This is a genomic window from Klebsiella sp. CN_Kp075 (assembly GCF_040065055.2).
GTDB classification, from domain to species: domain Bacteria; phylum Pseudomonadota; class Gammaproteobacteria; order Enterobacterales; family Enterobacteriaceae; genus Klebsiella; species Klebsiella aerogenes.
The window spans coordinates 1,450,465-1,466,820 of sequence record NZ_CM198050.1 but is presented as its reverse complement, the minus strand read 5'-3'; the positions used below and the strand labels follow the sequence as shown (position 1 = coordinate 1,466,820).

15 protein-coding genes, 1 tRNA gene and 2 pseudogenes are annotated in these 16,356 nt (G+C 48.4%); 4 read left to right on the top strand and 14 right to left on the bottom strand.

Annotation, left to right across the window (positions count from 1 at the left end; all coding sequences use genetic code 11):
- The first annotated feature begins 28 nt into the window (after nucleotides 1–28).
- The gene (gene fadL, locus ABLV78_RS07055) at nucleotides 29–1,357 is read left to right on the top strand and encodes a long-chain fatty acid transporter FadL (protein WP_072251408.1); all 1,329 of its coding nucleotides are present in this window, start codon (nucleotides 29–31) and stop codon (nucleotides 1,355–1,357) included.
- 66 nt (nucleotides 1,358–1,423) lie between these two features.
- Here fadL and mlaA read toward each other — a convergent pair whose 3' ends face one another.
- Complete coding sequence (mlaA, locus tag ABLV78_RS07050; protein ID WP_045376992.1) at nucleotides 1,424–2,185, bottom strand: phospholipid-binding lipoprotein MlaA; 762 nt, start codon at nucleotides 2,183–2,185, stop codon at nucleotides 1,424–1,426.
- A 247-nt stretch (nucleotides 2,186–2,432) separates the two neighbouring features.
- On the opposite strand from mlaA, the gene ABLV78_RS07045 reads away from it, so the two are divergent.
- The 3 genes and pseudogenes from ABLV78_RS07045 (at nucleotide 2,433) to ABLV78_RS07035 (ending at nucleotide 4,860) form a co-directional block, all read left to right on the top strand.
- On the top strand, nucleotides 2,433–3,344 hold the full coding sequence (locus tag ABLV78_RS07045) for a formate/nitrite transporter family protein (RefSeq protein ID WP_047078316.1): 912 nt from the start codon (nucleotides 2,433–2,435) through the stop codon (nucleotides 3,342–3,344).
- Nucleotides 3,345–3,418: 74 nt separating this feature from the next.
- Nucleotides 3,419–3,493 (top strand) — tRNA-Arg (locus ABLV78_RS07040).
- A gap of 177 nt (nucleotides 3,494–3,670) precedes the next feature.
- A pseudogene (locus ABLV78_RS07035) lies at nucleotides 3,671–4,860 on the top strand (tyrosine-type recombinase/integrase).
- Between the two features lie 97 nt (nucleotides 4,861–4,957).
- Here the strand turns inward: ABLV78_RS07035 and ABLV78_RS07030 are convergent.
- From ABLV78_RS07030 to ABLV78_RS06970, 13 genes and pseudogenes are all read right to left on the bottom strand, one after another.
- Nucleotides 4,958–5,092, bottom strand: coding sequence for a helix-turn-helix domain-containing protein (locus ABLV78_RS07030; RefSeq protein WP_242436984.1), 135 nt, complete (start codon nucleotides 5,090–5,092; stop codon nucleotides 4,958–4,960).
- A gap of 554 nt (nucleotides 5,093–5,646) precedes the next feature.
- Nucleotides 5,647–6,237 carry a hypothetical protein gene (locus ABLV78_RS07025; protein WP_226473518.1) on the bottom strand — a complete coding sequence of 197 codons (591 nt, stop codon included), beginning with the start codon at nucleotides 6,235–6,237 and terminating at the stop codon, nucleotides 5,647–5,649.
- A complete protein-coding gene (locus ABLV78_RS07020; RefSeq protein ID WP_088389893.1) occupies nucleotides 6,230–7,609 on the bottom strand; it encodes a VasL domain-containing protein in 1,380 nt (459 codons plus the stop codon). The genes ABLV78_RS07025 and ABLV78_RS07020 overlap by 8 nt, the downstream gene beginning before the upstream one ends.
- 47 nt (nucleotides 7,610–7,656) lie before the next feature.
- Nucleotides 7,657–8,901: a GIY-YIG nuclease family protein gene (locus ABLV78_RS07015; RefSeq protein WP_088389892.1), complete on the bottom strand. Its 1,245-nt coding sequence runs from the start codon at nucleotides 8,899–8,901 to the stop codon at nucleotides 7,657–7,659.
- Nucleotides 8,902–8,963: 62 nt separating this feature from the next.
- Complete coding sequence (locus tag ABLV78_RS07010; protein WP_088389891.1) at nucleotides 8,964–9,362, bottom strand: YdcA family protein; 399 nt, start codon at nucleotides 9,360–9,362, stop codon at nucleotides 8,964–8,966.
- A gap of 393 nt (nucleotides 9,363–9,755) precedes the next feature.
- Nucleotides 9,756–10,556, bottom strand: a pseudogene (locus ABLV78_RS07005) (ImcF-related family protein); the annotation flags it as partial.
- Nucleotides 10,543–11,697 (bottom strand): KPHS_23130 family T6SS system protein, encoded by a 1,155-nt coding sequence (locus ABLV78_RS07000; protein ID WP_088389890.1) that lies wholly within the window; start codon nucleotides 11,695–11,697, stop codon nucleotides 10,543–10,545. The gene ABLV78_RS07000 and the pseudogene ABLV78_RS07005, both read right to left, overlap by 14 nt.
- Nucleotides 11,698–11,700: 3 nt before the next feature.
- Complete coding sequence (locus ABLV78_RS06995; protein WP_061276910.1) at nucleotides 11,701–11,967, bottom strand: PAAR domain-containing protein; 267 nt, start codon at nucleotides 11,965–11,967, stop codon at nucleotides 11,701–11,703.
- Between the two features lie 54 nt (nucleotides 11,968–12,021).
- Entirely contained in the window at nucleotides 12,022–12,588 is a 567-nt protein-coding gene (locus ABLV78_RS06990; RefSeq protein WP_165430575.1) for a tetratricopeptide repeat protein, read from the bottom strand.
- 78 nt (nucleotides 12,589–12,666) lie between these two features.
- The gene (locus ABLV78_RS06985; protein ID WP_088389889.1) at nucleotides 12,667–13,314 is read right to left on the bottom strand and encodes a DUF2931 family protein; all 648 of its coding nucleotides are present in this window, start codon (nucleotides 13,312–13,314) and stop codon (nucleotides 12,667–12,669) included.
- A 97-nt stretch (nucleotides 13,315–13,411) separates the two neighbouring features.
- On the bottom strand, nucleotides 13,412–14,059 hold the full coding sequence (locus ABLV78_RS06980; RefSeq protein WP_088389888.1) for a DUF2931 family protein: 648 nt from the start codon (nucleotides 14,057–14,059) through the stop codon (nucleotides 13,412–13,414).
- 68 nt (nucleotides 14,060–14,127) lie between these two features.
- On the bottom strand, nucleotides 14,128–14,775 hold the full coding sequence (locus ABLV78_RS06975; protein WP_088389887.1) for a DUF2931 family protein: 648 nt from the start codon (nucleotides 14,773–14,775) through the stop codon (nucleotides 14,128–14,130).
- Nucleotides 14,772–16,355 (bottom strand): T6SS phospholipase effector Tle1-like catalytic domain-containing protein, encoded by a 1,584-nt coding sequence (locus tag ABLV78_RS06970; RefSeq protein ID WP_088389886.1) that lies wholly within the window; start codon nucleotides 16,353–16,355, stop codon nucleotides 14,772–14,774. Before ABLV78_RS06970 ends, ABLV78_RS06975 begins: the two co-directional genes overlap by 4 nt.
- Nucleotide 16,356: the final 1 nt, after the last annotated feature.

The window sequence follows — 16,356 nt, the reverse complement described above, 5'->3', positions numbered from 1 at the left end:
GTTTAAATAAAAATAACTCAATGAGGTTATGGGCATGAGCCAGAAAACCCGCTTTACCCAATCTGCCCTTGCAGTGGCTGTAGCACTTGTTTCAACCCAAGCCTGGTCCGCAGGATTCCAGTTAAATGAATTCTCCTCTTCAGGTCTTGGTCGTGCCTATTCCGGTGAAGGGGCAATCGCTGACGATGCGGGCAACGCCAGCCGTAACCCCGCGTTAATCATGATGTTTGACCGCCCGACGATGTCGGCAGGCGCCGTCTTCGTCGACCCGGACGTTAATGTTTCTGGTACCTCGCCTACCGGTAAAAGTCTGAATGCAGACAATATTGCCCCAACGGCATGGGTACCAAACTTCCACTTTGTTTCGCCAATAAACGAGCAGTTTGGTTGGGGTGCATCTATTACCTCTAACTATGGTCTCGCGACTGAGTTTGCTGATGACTATGCTGCCGGCAGTATGGGTGGCAAAACCGATCTCACCACCGTTAACCTCAATTTAAGCGGCGCCTATCGCCTGAACAGCAACTGGAGCTTTGGTTTAGGGTTTGATGCGGTGTATGCGAAAGCGAAAATCGAACGCTACGCAGGTGATTTAGGACAAATCGTTGCCGGTTCCGGCAAGCTGCCGCCAGCGCTAGCGGGCCGGGTCTCCCAGATCCCTGCAGATACTCAGATTGCGCATTTGAACGGCAACGAATGGGGCTTCGGCTGGAACGCCGGTATCCTGTATGAGCTGGACAAAAACAACCGCTACGGTTTCACCTACCGCTCTGAAGTTAAAATCGACTTTGATGGCAACTATAAGAGCGATCTGCCGTCCGCGTATAACCAGATCCTCGGCAACTTCGGTCTACCGGCCGGTACCGATGGCCGTACCACTAACGGCGCGCTGACCCTCAATCTGCCAGAAATGTGGGAGCTGTCGGGTTATAACCGCGTCGCGCCGCAGTGGGCAGTGCACTATAGCCTGACCTACACCAGCTGGAGCCAGTTCCAGGAGCTGAAGGCCACCGGCAGCAATGGTCAGACGCTGTTCTATAAAGATGAAGGCTTTAAAGATGCTTATCGCATCGCGCTGGGTACCACCTATTATTATGACGATAACTGGACCTTCCGTACCGGTATCGCCTTCGATGATAGCCCGATTCCGGCCGGCACCCGCTCCATCTCTATCCCGGATCAGGATCGCCTGTGGCTGAGCGCCGGTACCACCTACGCGTTCAATAAAGATGCTTCAGTGGATGTCGGCGTCTCTTACATGCACGGTCAGCACGTAGAAATTAAAGAAGGTCCTTACACCTTCCGTTCTGAAGGTACCGCCTGGCTGTACGGCGCGAACTTCAACTACCGCTTCTGATAAGCAAACGATATAAAAAAAGGGTGAACATCATGTTCACCCTTTTTCTTTTATGAATCGCGTGGATTACTGCGAATCGATATCTTTCAGCTCATCCTGAATCGCCTGCGCGTTCGGGTTGTCTGCCGGCGTCAGCTTACCGCCATTAGCGATAAAGTCGTGCCGCTGGAAGTAGGCTTCACGCATCAGGATGTACGGATCGGAAGACTGGCGCAGCAGGCCGTCGGAATCCAGCAGCTGAGCGCGAGTTTCAATCCCTTCTACCGCCCATTTACCGATAGACATCGGCCAGGTCAGCCAGGAGAGTACCGGATACAGGCCGTCGGCCATGTCGCCGCCCTCATCACGCAGGGTGAAACTGCCGTAGAACGGTAACTGTACGTACGGGCCGTAGCCCACGCCGTAGTGGCCCAGCGTGCTACCGAAACGATGCGGTTCAACGCGCTGCAGCTGCGGGTTCGCCATACCGGCCACGTCGATCAAGCCGCCCATCCCAAGAATGGTGTTAAGGAAGAAGCGAGTGAAATGCACCATGCCTTTATAGGGATCGCCCTGCAGGAAGGAGTTGACCATTACCGCCGGTTCTTCAAGGTTGCTGGTGAAGTTGCTTAAACCATTACGCGCCGGTTGCGGCACATAATCACGCCAGGCGACGGCAACGGGGCGCAGTACATAAGGATCAACCACATTAAAGTTGAAGTTGAACATGGTACGGTTAAACCCTTCAAGCGGATCTGAACGCCCCTGCGACCGATCGTCAGTGCTGGAACTGGCGCATCCCACCAGCAATGTGGCGCCAAGCGCAAGCGCCGACAGGCGATAATTCATAGGTTTCTCCCTGTTAATTCTGGCTATCGCTGGAGGCATCCGGGACGGCGCCCCCATTAGCATTTTATCGTTGGGTAGCTGCTTTCAGCATAGCCTTCTTTGGCATCAATGTAGCTTCCCGATTCTATACATATTTTGCAATATTCGTATTGCTATTCTTGCCATTGCGCTGAATTTAGGAGCATATCCTGTGCCGCCGCGCTGATTTCTCTCTACGCTTAGTAACAAATACAAAGGGAGAACAGCCATGACCCGACAAAATAGCGCCACCGGCACACATGATAGCGATGAACGAGAAGTTGAAAGCGAAGAGAAGCAACATGGCGAGAAAATAGAAGTGGATGAGGAGCGTCTGCCTTCGCAGGCAATGGCCACCCATGAGGTGATTCGCCAGGAGGGTGAAAAGGAGCTCGAGCGCGATGCCATGGCGCTACTGTGGTCAGCGATTGCCGCCGGCTTATCAATTAGCGCTTCGCTGGTGGCCAAGGGAATTTTTCATGTTCACCTCATCGCCCTGCCCGGCGGTTATTTGTTGGAGAATTTGGGTTACACCTTCGGCTTTATTATCGTCATTCTCGCCCGCCAGCAGCTGTTTACGGAAAATACCGTTACCGCCGTGCTGCCGATTATGCATAAACCCAGCGCCGGTAATATTGCGCTATTGCTACGCCTGTGGGGCGTGGTGTTATTAGGTAATTTATTGGGTGGCGCTATCGCCGCCTGGGCGTTTAATATCATGCCGATTTTCGATGACGCCACCCGTGAGGCGTTTCACAGCATCAGCCAGAAAGTCATGGAGAATACGCCTGGCGAGATGTTCGCCAATGCGATTATTTCCGGCTGGCTGGTGGCGACGATGGTCTGGATGTTCCCGGCCGCCGGCTCGGCGAAAATCATCGTCATCATCCTGATGACCTGGCTCATTGCGCTGGCGGATACCACGCATATCGTCGTCGGCAGTGTGGAAATTTTCTATCTGATTTTCAGCGGCGCCCTGCCCTGGCAGGAGTTCTTCTGGCCCTTCGCGTTGCCGACGCTTGCCGGCAATATCTGCGGCGGCACCTTTATCTTCGCCCTGCTAAGCCACGCCCAGATTCGCAACGACATGACCCAGGAACAGAAAGCCAAAGCGAAGGCCGAAGCAGATAAAAAGGGCTAAACGGCTGCAAATTAAGCAATTAATCGCAATGCGCTTAACGGGCGGCGGAAAAAACGCTATAATCCCGCCGCCTTGTCCCCTTAGTTAAATGGATATAACGAGCCCCTCCTAAGGGCTAGTTGCAGGTTCGATTCCTGCAGGGGACACCATACACACCTCTCCTGACATCTACCAAATTCAATAAAACCCTCTTATAATCAGTGAGAAACCCTCTATTCTGGCTATGCGGCGTCAACTGATGTCTACCCATTTCAACGTGAATCGATAAACACTTGGGGGCCTTAGTGGGGGCTTATCCTGTTCAATGAAAAACGAGGCCCCCAAAAGTGACCTTATATGCGCGTCAGGTCGAGACTGCAAAGCCAAGAGACAAAGCCTATAAGCTCGCTGATGGCGGAGGACTCTATCTCATGGTCAATACTAACGGTTCAAAGTACTGGCGCATGAAATATTGATTTGCCGGGAAAGAGAAAAAGCTCTCATTCGGAACCTACCCGGGCATCTCACTTTCGGAAGCTCGCACTAAACGAGATGAGGCAAGAAAGGTATTGGCGAATGATAAGGATCCCGGAGAGGTCAAAAAAGCCACGCAATTAGCTAAAAACTCTCGGTTACCAACACATTTGAAGCAATAGCTCTCGAATGGTACAGTGCAAAAGTATCTGGTTGGTCAAAGAGTTATGCTGATTACGTCAAGCGAGCTTTTAAAAATAATGTCTTCCCCTATCTAGGCTCTCAGCCAGTTAATGAAATAAAACCACTGGAGCTTTTGTCCGTATTACAACGAATGGAAAAGCGGGGAGCGCCTGAGCTTGCAAGCAAAGTACGTCAGCGTTGTAGTGAGGTTTTTCGGTACGCGATTGTTACAGGTCGTGCCGAATACAACCCTGCTGCTGATCTTGGTAGCGCTTTGCAAGGCCATGAGAAAAAGCACTATCCCTTCCTTACCGCCGGTGAGCTGCCGGAGTTTTTGCAAAAGCTATCAAGCTACTCTGGAAGTCTTATTACTCTTCTTGCAACCCGTTTGCTCATGCTGACAGGCTTGAGAACAGTAGAGTTACGTCTGGCTGAATGGAGTGAAATTGACTTCGATAATCGTATCTGGGAAATTCCCAAAAATAGAATGAAAATGAAACGTCCTCATGTAATCCCGTTATCGGCTCAATCCTTGAGCGCTCTTCGTCAACTGGAAGAACTAACAGGAACCTACCAGCTTATTTTTGCAGGACGCAACGATGTTAACAAAGCGATGAGTGAAGCTAGCGTCAATATGGTCATTAAAAGGATTGGCTATGATAAGAGAGCGACTGGGCATGGTTTTCGCCATACCATGAGTACCATTTTGCATGAACAGGGCTTTAATACAGCCTGGATCGAGATGCAGCTCGCTCACGTGGATAAAAACAGCATTCGCGGCACATATAACCATGCACAGTATCTGGATGGAAGACGAGAAATGATGCAGTGGTACGCTGATTATATTGACAAGCTTCTCAGTTCATCGACAAAAAGTTAGTGGTTGTTCACCCGCACCTGAAGGTGCGGGGAACGCAATTCTTTTATTTTTTGTTTGTTCTATAACCTTCTGGCATATTTACCGCGCTGCATGGACTTTAGCGTGAAGCGATCCAGATCCAGTACTGCTTTCCCTGTCGGAACAAGTTCAGGTAAGCAAGACGTTCGGTCAGATCACGTCGTATTGTGTTTTCGCAAATGTTAAATTCGTCACCAAGGCTCCTGACGGTCAGTGACTCGCCATTGTTGAGGCGGGTTGACCTGATCCCCGTTGATTAATACACCGCGATGTTTGTAATGCCTTCATCAGCAACGTAAGGGTCCCCCTATTAAGAAGCGTTTTTACAACAAAAAACCTTCACATGACCGAACGCCGTTTTCCATTCAGGATACAAAGTGCCTCATCAGCACGATAAACCTCGGCACGGAAGGCTATTCACTTCACATTTAGCATCCTCAAGTACTTACTTTTTCTATTCACGCAGGAAACACAGTGGTATTGTTTTAAGCTAATATCGATGATGTGATACGTACCGCTAACCGAGCTTCCCTGGACCAAGCCCCCTGCTCTAGTACCAGAAGACTGGCCTCTACCGTCAGAATTACCAAATTAAGCATGAGTTTTGAAAATCCCCGCATCTTTGGTTCGATTGCGAGTCTTGCACCAAATTCATATCAACGGACCTCCATGGAGGTCCGTTTTTGCATTCTAAGCCCGCCGACATCAACACTTCTACAATACCTTAACTCCACCTGACCAGCCCCCAGGATTAGATACAACCGCCAGTTAATAATGGCGGTGCATGACCCTGCCTCCGAATATGCTCAAGTCATAATCAGGAATACTGTAGTGCGCCTGCATCAACACCAATTCCCATTCCGACCAGGGTCTGTTTTTCCCTGTTCCAAGGTCAAATTTGACCACTGCCGCCCTCACCGCGCTGACGCTTCTGCCCAGTCTGGTAGCAATTTCTTTTGTTGGCAGATTTCTGTAATGTTTTTCCAGAAATGCTTTCTCTTCACTGCTCCAGCTACTGCGACTAGTGAGCCCGGCAAGGGACGCCTGCCGGAAGATAGCCTTGCGTGAACGCCCGGGCAAGAGTGATATGACATACTCTATGCCTTCTGCATAGTGGGTCCGGAGCAATGCCAGCTCCTCTTCTGACCAGGACTGTGCGACGCCCTGGGACAGACCTAAAAGCTGAACGATTCGGGCCACTCCATGGGCAGACCGGCCAAGCCGCTCCCCGATTTCACGGGCAGACAGCTGACCATAGTGTTGTTCCACAAACGTAATTTCGGTGGCCGTCCACTGTGTCCGGTGATTACGGTGTCGCTGTGTTTTACCCACCCCGTCAGTTCCTTTTACATCACTCACGATGTTTTTCCTGCGCCAGCATATAGACTTGAGCCCGGAGGTGCTGCTCAGCCTGCTGAATCTGCTGCTGACGCTGCGGAGCGTCTTCAGGGAGCAGCTTCAACTGCCGAAGCTGTTCTTCCACCGGCACGGTCTGCCGGAAGCTTGTCAGCATGCCAAAGACCTGCGATTTAAGTTCACTGACGGTGATGTATTTTCCCTTCTGACCATCAAGTGCATTCAGTTTATCGGCAAGAGCCTGAAGCTGCGTCATACCTTCATGCCAGCCGTTCGTTTTATCGACAGGAAGTACTGAGATATTAATCTGCTGCTGCCACTGCTGTACCAGGGTCTTAGCCTGTTCCGGCCACAATACCTGAACCTGTTCGATGAGTTTTCTGGCATAAGTGATATTCCAGTCAGGAGGTAATTTATCCAGCCGGGCAAGCTGCTGCTGTGTCTGTGCGATAAGATCCTTCGGTAACGGAGTCTGCTGACGCAACATCCCCAGTTGTTCAGACGTGAGAGGTGCAGGGAACGGAGCCAGTGAAGCAGCAAGCTGAGTCTGTAGCGGATCCGGACGGTGAAGATACTGCCAACCCCACCCTGCGATGGTGGTTATCACCATCATGGTACACATCCCGGCGACGAAGGATTTCCACTTTTTAACCGGAACAGGCAATGTCGACAGCACTTCCACATTCGACTGCGGTTCCGGTTGCGCAACGTAAACCCACTTCACTGCACTCTCTGGCGTATCTTCATCCGGTCCACCAGCAAAGTCTCTCGTGGATGCTGTCGCCTCATTCATCACGGTGGTAGGCAATACGATACCAGGCTGAATGCTCGACCCGGTAGTGGTTATGCCATCGCTATTTTCCAGCCGAACAGCACTGTTGTGCATCAGGGTACGCAACGTATCGAGCTGACTCAGATGCTTAAGCTCCAGACGCTGCAGTACCTCTCCCAGACCTGTAAGCAGTTGCTCCGCCCGGTACAACTGGCTGAGGTCGCTGTAATTCAGCGGGAGCGAGCGCATTCGTTGCTGCAGGCGCTGACTCAGACTGCTGAGAATTTCCATGCGCGCATGGACTGGCTGAGGCCACAGTGCCCCCCACTGATGGCTTATCAGGGCCTCGAGTATCGTCAGCCCTTCATTGAGCCCGAATAAACCGGCCAGCTGTGCACGCGCAAGCGTATACCAGGCTGCTGTTTGCAATTCCACACCGTTCTGCTCGAACAGTGAGAGACATAGTTTTTCCGCATAACGCCAGTTCACATCCGGGCGAGCCGGATGTGTCAGCTTACTCAGCTCATCACGCAAGGCGGCATAATCCGGTAGCGAGCGCGGGTCACCGCCGGTTTTAATCTTACGTTGGGTAATGTCATTCATGACCAGTTGTCCATTCTGACGTGTCCGGGAATAAGGATGATTAAGGCTTATGCGGCTTCACTTTCTGCATATTCGAGACTCTGCAGATACTGTAGCGCCACCGGGTCGGCGATATATTCAACCTGGCCATGATGACGCTCAACCTCATCGATAATTTTACTGAGTTCAACCCGGAAAAACTCCTTCCGCAGGTTGATTCGGTTAATCCGGTAGCTTTCCAGATGATCATGCAGTGTCTTTTCAAGCGCAGGGGCGTCATCGCAGGAAATCATGGCATGGACGTCAAAATCAAACGGCACGGCTGCTCCGCTCAGTTCTTTCACACGCTCCATAGGTTCCAGTCGTCGGGTCATACCGATTTTAAATACGTTTTCACCGAAGGAGCCAATATTCGAAATCACATATACGTGTCCCTGCTTCGTGAGCTGGGCCATGGATTTGGCGCGTTCATAATGTTGATGCACGTCCTGGATTCTATGCTCCAGCTCCAGACGCTGTCTTTCCAGCTCTTCCCGGTGCGCACCTTCAGCGGCGAGCAGAGCTTCTTCCAGTAAACGCTGCTGCTCAGCAAGGCGTTGCTCCTCCTCTTCCGCTTCGCGCTGCTGCTGCTCCAGTTCATCCTGACGCTGTTTCTCTTCCCGCATCTGACGCCTGAGCTCAGCCTGATATTCTTTTTCTTCCTGCGCTTTTTCAAGCAGGGCGACCTTATCCAGAAACTGCTGTTTTACGCCTTCCCAGTCGGCATTATCTTCCAGTTCCAGAAAGGTGATTTTCTCGCTTGTAGCAGCATAAGCGTCTCTCTCTTTTCTGAGCTGGTCGTACTTGCTTTGCCAGTTATTTACCGTGGTGCCGGAAAGCAGGGTTTTGACTTTGAATTTATACGCGGAGTCCACAATACGCTGCAGAGCCCGGGAGGTTTTATTTCTGGCATTGTGAAAGTCATCCCACTGACCGGAAAGCTTTTTCTTTTCCTGATACAGGCCGCGAGCCACTTCAGTCCTGACCGTTTCGTCAAAGGCTTTCTCTTTCTGGGCCAGGTCCGAAGTTGCCTGTTCAAGCTCCGCGGTTTTCTTCCTGAAGCCCCGGTAAATGAAAACCCGCATTATCAGTGCAACGGCTATCAGTAAGCCAAAGAACAGACCGATGATACCGGCCGGATTCGACACAGATTCAATAAATCGCTCATTAATATTGATTAATGCTCTTACCGCGACATAAATACCCCAGGCAATGACACCAATAATAACCAGAATAATACCCGCCGCATTGTCATCTTTTTTTCTTCGTGCCATGTTTTATTTTTTTCCTTTCTTCTTTTAATCCTGACGATTTAAACTGAAAATGGGCCAGGGGATTAATACTGGTTCCCTGAGCAAATCGGTAAATGGGTATATCCGGGCTTACTGGCCATATAGAGGGGGGCGCATGTGGGCTGTCGGGGTTGGGTACTGACCGGTTCGTCGTTTTCTGCAACACGTTGCGGCTTCTGCTTTTTCGCCGTTGTCATCTTTTTCGTCTTAGCTTTGTGAGTGGAAGTAGACGGTTTTACCGGATTACTGGCTTCTGAGTAACCATACCCGGAACATAATCGTTTCGACTGACTCAGACTCCCGTCATTACAGACAAAGCGGCCATCCGATGTGCAGTGCGCTATGCCGCCTTTTGAACCTGAGCAGGGCAGCCTTCCACGCGCAGCATCAGCCTGTGCCGTAAAAAGAATTCCTGAGACCAGAAGGAAGATTAATTTTCTCATTTCCATATCCGTTATTTATTTCGTTACTTTGGGGCTCTGTTCTCCGTCAGCCATTAACAGTTTCGCCAGGTAATTATGCAATGACTGATAGGCAAAAAATATATAACTATTGATCATTCCGGTTGCACTATGGAAGGAGCTCCAGAATCAAACCAAAAAATGTGCTCTCATCAAAACTCTGCCCGGAGGGGGATAAAGCACCAGGCGGAGTAAAGGTCCAGTGGTTCACCGTGCCTGACCGCATAAATAGTCGCCCAAGAGGCGTCACGAATCCTCCATTATGGAAGGTCGCCTCCACACATCCGCACCGGAGAGTTTATTGACCTCCTCGCGCATCTGCTGGAAGTCATCGTCATAGCCCGGGTCTTGCCCAACGGGCGATGAGCCGGATATCAGGGCTGAGAGTTGCTCTGCCAGCCCTTCGGTATGACACCCGGCAGGCAACAGACAACCGGTCGCCTGCGTAATGCGCCCTTCCGGCTTACCAGCGCGCGGGTGCAGGGACCAGACATACAGCGGGAGCTTCCAGCCAAGCGTTTCCATACGCGCGCTGATGGCATGAGACAGGGAATCCATGATGCTTTCAGAGGGTACCGGCAGCGGCTGTTCCAGTCCTGGTGCTGAGAGCTGGTCAAAGGCCGAGGTGACCCACACCAGCCCATCCACCGGACGGCGACGCAGTTTGCGCAGCGCGGTCAGCCAGGCACTGTCCACTGGAGTATTGAGGTCACCGCCCCATAGTAACAGCGTGCCGCGATCTTCCTGCCAGAGCTGAGCTGTAAGACCCGGGGTCAGTTGCTCCACTTCAGCGGCGGTACCGGTTATCAGAAGGATGCGAGTTTTATGTCCCCAACACCGACCGTAGAGGTTACGCATGGCTTCACGGATGGTATTGACGGTGACGTTACGCGGCTCAGTCTGTTCAACGCGGCCTTCATCGGCTGGCAGAACATTCTTTCGCTTAGACTGGAAACGATACCAGCCCTGTTTAATGGCGAGCGTAATGGTTTTGCCGTGGCGGAACAGCATCAATAAAATCAGGGCTCCGGCAATGACCAGCCCTTTAAATAACGGGGTATGCAGCCCCATCTGATCACCATAGTGCCAGATGCCCCAGGCAATCCCGCCCGCTAAGAGCGCGGAGAACCCCAGTTTTCCCCATCCTCCGCGCCATGCTGAATCACCCGTTGTCATCGTTTCTGTTCCCTGTTTGCACGGTATTAATAAATTTCTGCTCACCATCTGTAGAGAGCATCAGACAGTCGGCTTTTTGTATATTCACGATATCGCTGGCTACTGCAGCCATTATCCATGGAGAAAAGGGGCCGCTAAGCCCGGCATATTTCTCCAGCCAGTGGAGCTGTTCAGGTTTCCAGTAACCGTCATAATCTTGTGCCGCTGCAAGTAAATCAGAAAATGCATCACCCCACTCCACGCTGTCGCCGACAATACTGGCGGTGGCACAAGCCTGAGTCTGGGTCGAGAAAAATGTATCCAATGACTTTTCTGAAATCGCCATGTCAAGTGCCATTGGACGCAAAAGACGGGCGTTAAAGGAGAGGTTGTATTTTGTGGCGACATCATCGGAGGTCAGCAACAGGGCTGCCAGCACATCACTGTACGTATCCCGCCCCTGTGTCTGGTGAATCAGGATCAAATCCACATCCAGCGTCGGTGACTTAATTCGCTCATCCAGTGAAAGGAAGGACTTTGACGTAAGAATCGTCAACGCTGGAACAGGGAGATCCAGAATGGCTGTCTGCCAGGCCTGCGCAAATGCATCCTGCAATACCAATATGTCATCGTGAGAATCTGTCAGTAGCGTGACAGCTGGTACTAAATCTAAAGGCAACTTTGCCAGTACAGGACTTAACCCGGTCAACAGAACTGAAAAATGTGTCTCATGATCTTGCAGATAAATTCGTTGGGTCAGGGATGTGCTCTGCTCCAGCGTTGGCGGGGCTGCAATAAAATTTTGAGGTATCAGATTTGCGGGCAGCATTACACCGCTGTGTAATACAGCGACATTGCGTCCAGACCATTCAATCCACTGTTGTTGCGCATATTCTGCCTCACCGGCTTCAAATTCGTGTCTGTCAAATGCATTGTTATAGAGCCAGCCACGCAGACAGAGAAAGAAAAACCAGACAACTGCAGGGGATGCGGTAACAATCCAAAGATTAAATGTTTGAAGTGGCCCAGCCAGTTGATTGGCATGCAGGACAAACAACAGCACGCACCCGACCAGCGCAAGAACACCCAGCATCATCCACAGGATGAATGAAGGTTCTTCGGGCTTAGCCGATATTGTTGATTTCTGACGCTCCCAGCTCATTACTTATCCTATTACACAATCCGGTGCACTGGAGATCACCTGACAACCGCACTCACAGTGGCAACCATCCACAACCACGGCTTTGCCATCAGAGGTCCATTCAGGCGAACCTTCAATAATGGCATTAATACCGTGCCCCTCTTTTGGGCAACTGACCTTATCGCCCACGAGGGCAACCTTCTTGCCATTTACTACCATTGTTGATGAGGCAGAAATGACCTGGCCGCCGTGCGTGGTGTTATCACCAATCAATACAAAACCTTTAGACATCCGAAGCTCCATTTTTTGACTTCCGCATATTCATATCTTTATGCAGATAAAAGATTATTTCTCTGCTTTAATTTCTTTTAACTTATCACACGCATTCGAATCACCTTCAGAGCAGCTTTTTTGAAATAGCGGGATAGCCTTATTTTGATCTTTAGTTACCCCTTTACCCTCAAAGTACATCATTCCCAAATGATTCATGGCTGAAGGCTCGCCTTGTTTAACTGCAAGTTCAAGAAAATTTTTGGCTTTATCATAATCAACAGCGACACCTTTACCATTAAGATATGCGTAACCTAAATACATCTGAGCTTTAGCGTTGCTGTTTTTCGCAGCCTTCTCATACCAATAATTGGCTTTTTCGTAGCTCTGAGAAGTTTCTTCGCCAGAATAATACATATCGCCTAAATCGACCTGAGCATCCGTGTTTCCGAGTTCAGCAGCAACCTGATAGAGTTCAAAGGCTTTTTTCATATCCTTTGGAACACCCATGCCCATACGATACATATTGGCTATTGTATTTGCATCGTCTGCTTTAGTTGTTGATGTTGGATCTATAGTGACAGTTTCAGCAAAACACAGAGCGGAGGTAAAAAATAACACTAATACATAAAATGGTTTCATAAAAACACCTTTCACAAAAGCATGATAGAACATTAATGGTTTGTGATGTACATCTTTAAAAATCACCATTTACAACGATTACCAATTACCATAAGGGTATTTTTTTCCATTTATAAATTTCTTTATACCCTCGCTATATTCATATCCATTAGGAAAGTTCGTTTCACCTTTGCACATGTCAAGGTCTTTACCTGAAACAGTCGTTATTTTTGTATCATTTAATGGGATATCCGAATGACCATATTGTCTCAACCAGACCCGTACTTTTCCTTCCGGCGCTAATCCTATTAACATCGTTTGCCGATATGCATTTTCCCCAGGTTCTAAGACATCAGGATAAGGGGTTGTCATCTTATTCCAAGTATCCTGAGTAAAGAATAAAGTGGACTGATAAACCTTTTTATCAATGATTGAGTCCCAACAAAATATCATTATCTGTGGCAACCTGTCGGCTTTATTAAACTGGGTGTTCCCCGCAGAGTTACGTTCACTCCATTTACCTACACTGATCCCTTGTGGCTGATCGATAGTCCGATATGTCGATGCATAACCATCAACATCCAACAGTTTTAACAATGTAACCTGTGCTGGTAGAGCTTTTGGTGTGGTAAAGGCAAAGTACCATTTGTCCCAAGGGGTTTTAAGACTATTGGGTTGTTCACTAGCACAGGCACTAACAGAGCCCAAAAGAAATAAGATCGAGATAATTCTGGCATTTGATTTCATGGTTTACTTCTCTGCATATTCTAAGCAACTTAAACTGAGCAAAGGTTCATATGAATAAAGAGTATTGAACACAACTCTGTCTTTGAAATGCGATTATTCACCATGAACCATAAGGATATTTTTTACCCTTGATGAACTCTTTGGTTGTATTACTGTACCCATAGGAAAAATCACTTCCCGTTACCCCTTTACACATATCAAGGTCTTTACCGGAAACTGTCGTTATTTTTGTATCATTTAATGGAATATCTGAATGACCATATTGTCTCAACCAGACCCGTACTTTTCCTTCCGGTGCTAACCCTATTAACATCGTTTGCCGATATGCATTTTTCCCAGGTTCTAAAACATCAGGATAAGAGGTTGTCATCTTATTCCAAGTATCCTGAGTAAAGAATAAAGTGGACTGATAAACCTTTTTATCAATGATTGAGTCCCAACAAAATATCATTATCTGTGGCAACCTGTCGGCTTTATTAAACTGAGTGTTCCCCGCAGAGTTACGTTCACTCCATTTACCTACACTGATCCCTTGTGGCTGATCGATAGTCCGATATGTCGATGCATAACCATCAACATCCAACAGTTTTAACAATGTAACCTGTGCTGGTAAAGCTTTTGGTGTGGTAAAGGCAAAGTACCATTTGTCCCAAGGGGTTTTAAGACTATTGGGTTGTTCACTGGCACAGGCGTTAGCAAAACCCACAAGTAATAAAACCGAAGTTATTCTGGTAATTGTTTTCATAATTTTCCTCCCTGCACACCCAAGCTACACGAATGCAATATATTGAAAAACTAAACATTACTGTGCATTTACCAGCTCCCGTAAGGATACTTTTTATCTTTAATAAAATCAGGAGTTTCTCCATAGTAAATATATCCATCTGGATGCCCTGTCACCCCTTTGCACATATCAAGATCTTTACCTGAAACAGTCGTTACTTTGGTATCATTTAATGGGATATCCGAATGGCCATATTGCCTTAACCATACCCGTACTTTTCCTTCCGGCGCTAATCCTATTAACATCGTTTGCCGATATGCACTTTTCCCAGGTTCTAAAACATCAGGATAAGGAGCGATCATTTTATCCCATGCATTTTGGGAGAAAAATAGAGTTGATTGATATGTTTTTTTATCAATTATTGAGTCCCAGCAAAACATCATTATTTGCGGCAACCTGTCGGCTTTATTAAACTGCGTACTCCCCGCTGAATTCCGCTCACTCCATTTTCCGACACTGATGCCACGCGGCTGATCAATAGTCCGATATGTAGACGCATACCCATCAACATCCAACAACTTCAATAGCGTAACCTGTGCCGGTAAAGCTTTTGGGGTAGTAAAAGCAAAGAACCACTTGTCCCAGGGAGTTTTGATACTGTTAGTTTGCTCACTAGCACAGGCATTAACAGAGCCCAAAAGAAATAAGATCGAAATTATTCTGGCGATTGATTTCATGATTTACCTCCCTGCATATTCCAGACAGCTCGAAGCCACCCCGGATTTGGGCGATTGATATAAAAAAACAAATCGGATGATTTCACTGCCCCGTAGATGGTTTTCACTTTATTCCCGTCCAACCAGACATCTTTTACAACCACAGGATTCCAGTGAGCGGAGCAATGAATATATTTGCCAATCAACTGTAATTCCGGTGAGATAAAAGGCGTCGGCACACCACCACCTCTTACAGTCTTTCCCTGGTCAATTGCTTTTTGACACAACGGCTCAAGCTCAGGAGGAAGTTTCATATCTGGTGATAAAGGGTTATAAGCCTCAAAAATCCCTCCAGCTTCTTGAGCCGCATCCAGCATCACCCGTAAACTAACTTTGCTCCAGTCATTAGTCACTACCCTCTCAATAGTGACTGCCGCCCCAACACGCTTTTGTGTGATGCCACCACGTTTTTTATCCTCGTTAACCAGATAGTCATACCAGGTTTCTGTCTTTACTTCACCACTCGGAATGATCGCACTTAACGCTGGCAGGCTCTTTAAGTCAGGTATTTCAGCCGCTGAACGCCGGTAGATATCAGTCATTTCAGAAGGAATACTTTCACTGACAGTTTCGTTTTGGGGCTGAGTCAGGAAAAGATACTCCTTTTCCCTTGGATTATAGCCACCGCCGATATCCGAATGAACTCCTGGTAAAGCCAGTTCTGGCCACAATTCCTTAATACTGTTCAGGCTGAAGTTGTAGCGGCACTCATGCATTGCCGTGATCTGAAAGACTTTCTGTGCAATATCTGGAGGCAGGTCCAGCTCAACGCCGGGGTTCACACCACTATGAACATCAAAGAGATTACTGACTGTACCTACCGCGCACACGGTATCAAACAACCCCAGAAAGCGGGTTTCACCTGCAGGTTTTCCATGCTGATTTCGTCCACCAAGCCCTTTCGTTATGGCCTGCTGTATGGCTTTATCGTTGTTTCTTACACGGTTAACAAAGTGGCGAGCCGCTGCCGCTCCGCGACTAAATCCAAAAACATCGAACTGAATTTTTTCGATTGCAAAATTTATCCCCTGGTTAAGAGCCAGAAATTGTGAAATCTGTTCAGCAATTAGACCAACGCCTTCATCAGATTTATCAACCACACCATAAAACCAACCGCCCGTCCCCATACTTATCGTGCTATCACTATTCCCCTTATCGGTACCGATCCCCTGTACATAGATAGCGCGTTGATAATCTGATTGCCCTTCAATTACTTCATCATTGGTAGCATAAAGTGTATTGAGCCAGTGAATATTTGAATAATAGCCAATATAACTCCCTGCATTATCAATTTTTTTTCCCAGTTTTTTAGCACAGGCTTCAGCGTCTTCTGACTTCATTCCAACGTCAAGATGAGAGCAGGACTCCAGGATGCGATTCTGGGTATTAAACGCATTATTCCCTGTACCATCAAAAAACATCCCGATCGTGATGGTTATCCCCGGAACGGGTTTTCGTTTGCAGACAACTGTTTTCTCGGAAATATTAACATCAGTGAAATGCTCGCAATCACTGGCTTCCCATGCATGGTAATCACTCATA

Bases quoted from the DNA above. Each gene is read 5' to 3' on its own strand.
- fadL (WP_072251408.1), top strand. From the start codon at position 29: ATGGGCATGAGCCAGAAAACCCGCTTTACCCAATCTGCCCTTGCAGTG.
- mlaA (WP_045376992.1), bottom strand. From the start codon at position 2,185: ATGAATTATCGCCTGTCGGCGCTTGCGCTTGGCGCCACATTGCTGGTG.
- ABLV78_RS07045 (WP_047078316.1), top strand. From the start codon at position 2,433: ATGACCCGACAAAATAGCGCCACCGGCACACATGATAGCGATGAACGA.
- ABLV78_RS07020 (WP_088389893.1), bottom strand. From the start codon at position 7,609: ATGAATGACATTACCCAACGTAAGATTAAAACCGGCGGTGACCCGCGC.
- ABLV78_RS07015 (WP_088389892.1), bottom strand. From the start codon at position 8,901: ATGGCACGAAGAAAAAAAGATGACAATGCGGCGGGTATTATTCTGGTT.
- ABLV78_RS07010 (WP_088389891.1), bottom strand. From the start codon at position 9,362: ATGAGAAAATTAATCTTCCTTCTGGTCTCAGGAATTCTTTTTACGGCA.
- ABLV78_RS07000 (WP_088389890.1), bottom strand. From the start codon at position 11,697: ATGAGCTGGGAGCGTCAGAAATCAACAATATCGGCTAAGCCCGAAGAA.
- ABLV78_RS06995 (WP_061276910.1), bottom strand. From the start codon at position 11,967: ATGTCTAAAGGTTTTGTATTGATTGGTGATAACACCACGCACGGCGGC.
- ABLV78_RS06990 (WP_165430575.1), bottom strand. From the start codon at position 12,588: ATGAAACCATTTTATGTATTAGTGTTATTTTTTACCTCCGCTCTGTGT.
- ABLV78_RS06985 (WP_088389889.1), bottom strand. From the start codon at position 13,314: ATGAAATCAAATGCCAGAATTATCTCGATCTTATTTCTTTTGGGCTCT.
- ABLV78_RS06980 (WP_088389888.1), bottom strand. From the start codon at position 14,059: ATGAAAACAATTACCAGAATAACTTCGGTTTTATTACTTGTGGGTTTT.
- ABLV78_RS06975 (WP_088389887.1), bottom strand. From the start codon at position 14,775: ATGAAATCAATCGCCAGAATAATTTCGATCTTATTTCTTTTGGGCTCT.
- ABLV78_RS06970 (WP_088389886.1), bottom strand. From the start codon at position 16,355: ATGAGTGATTACCATGCATGGGAAGCCAGTGATTGCGAGCATTTCACT.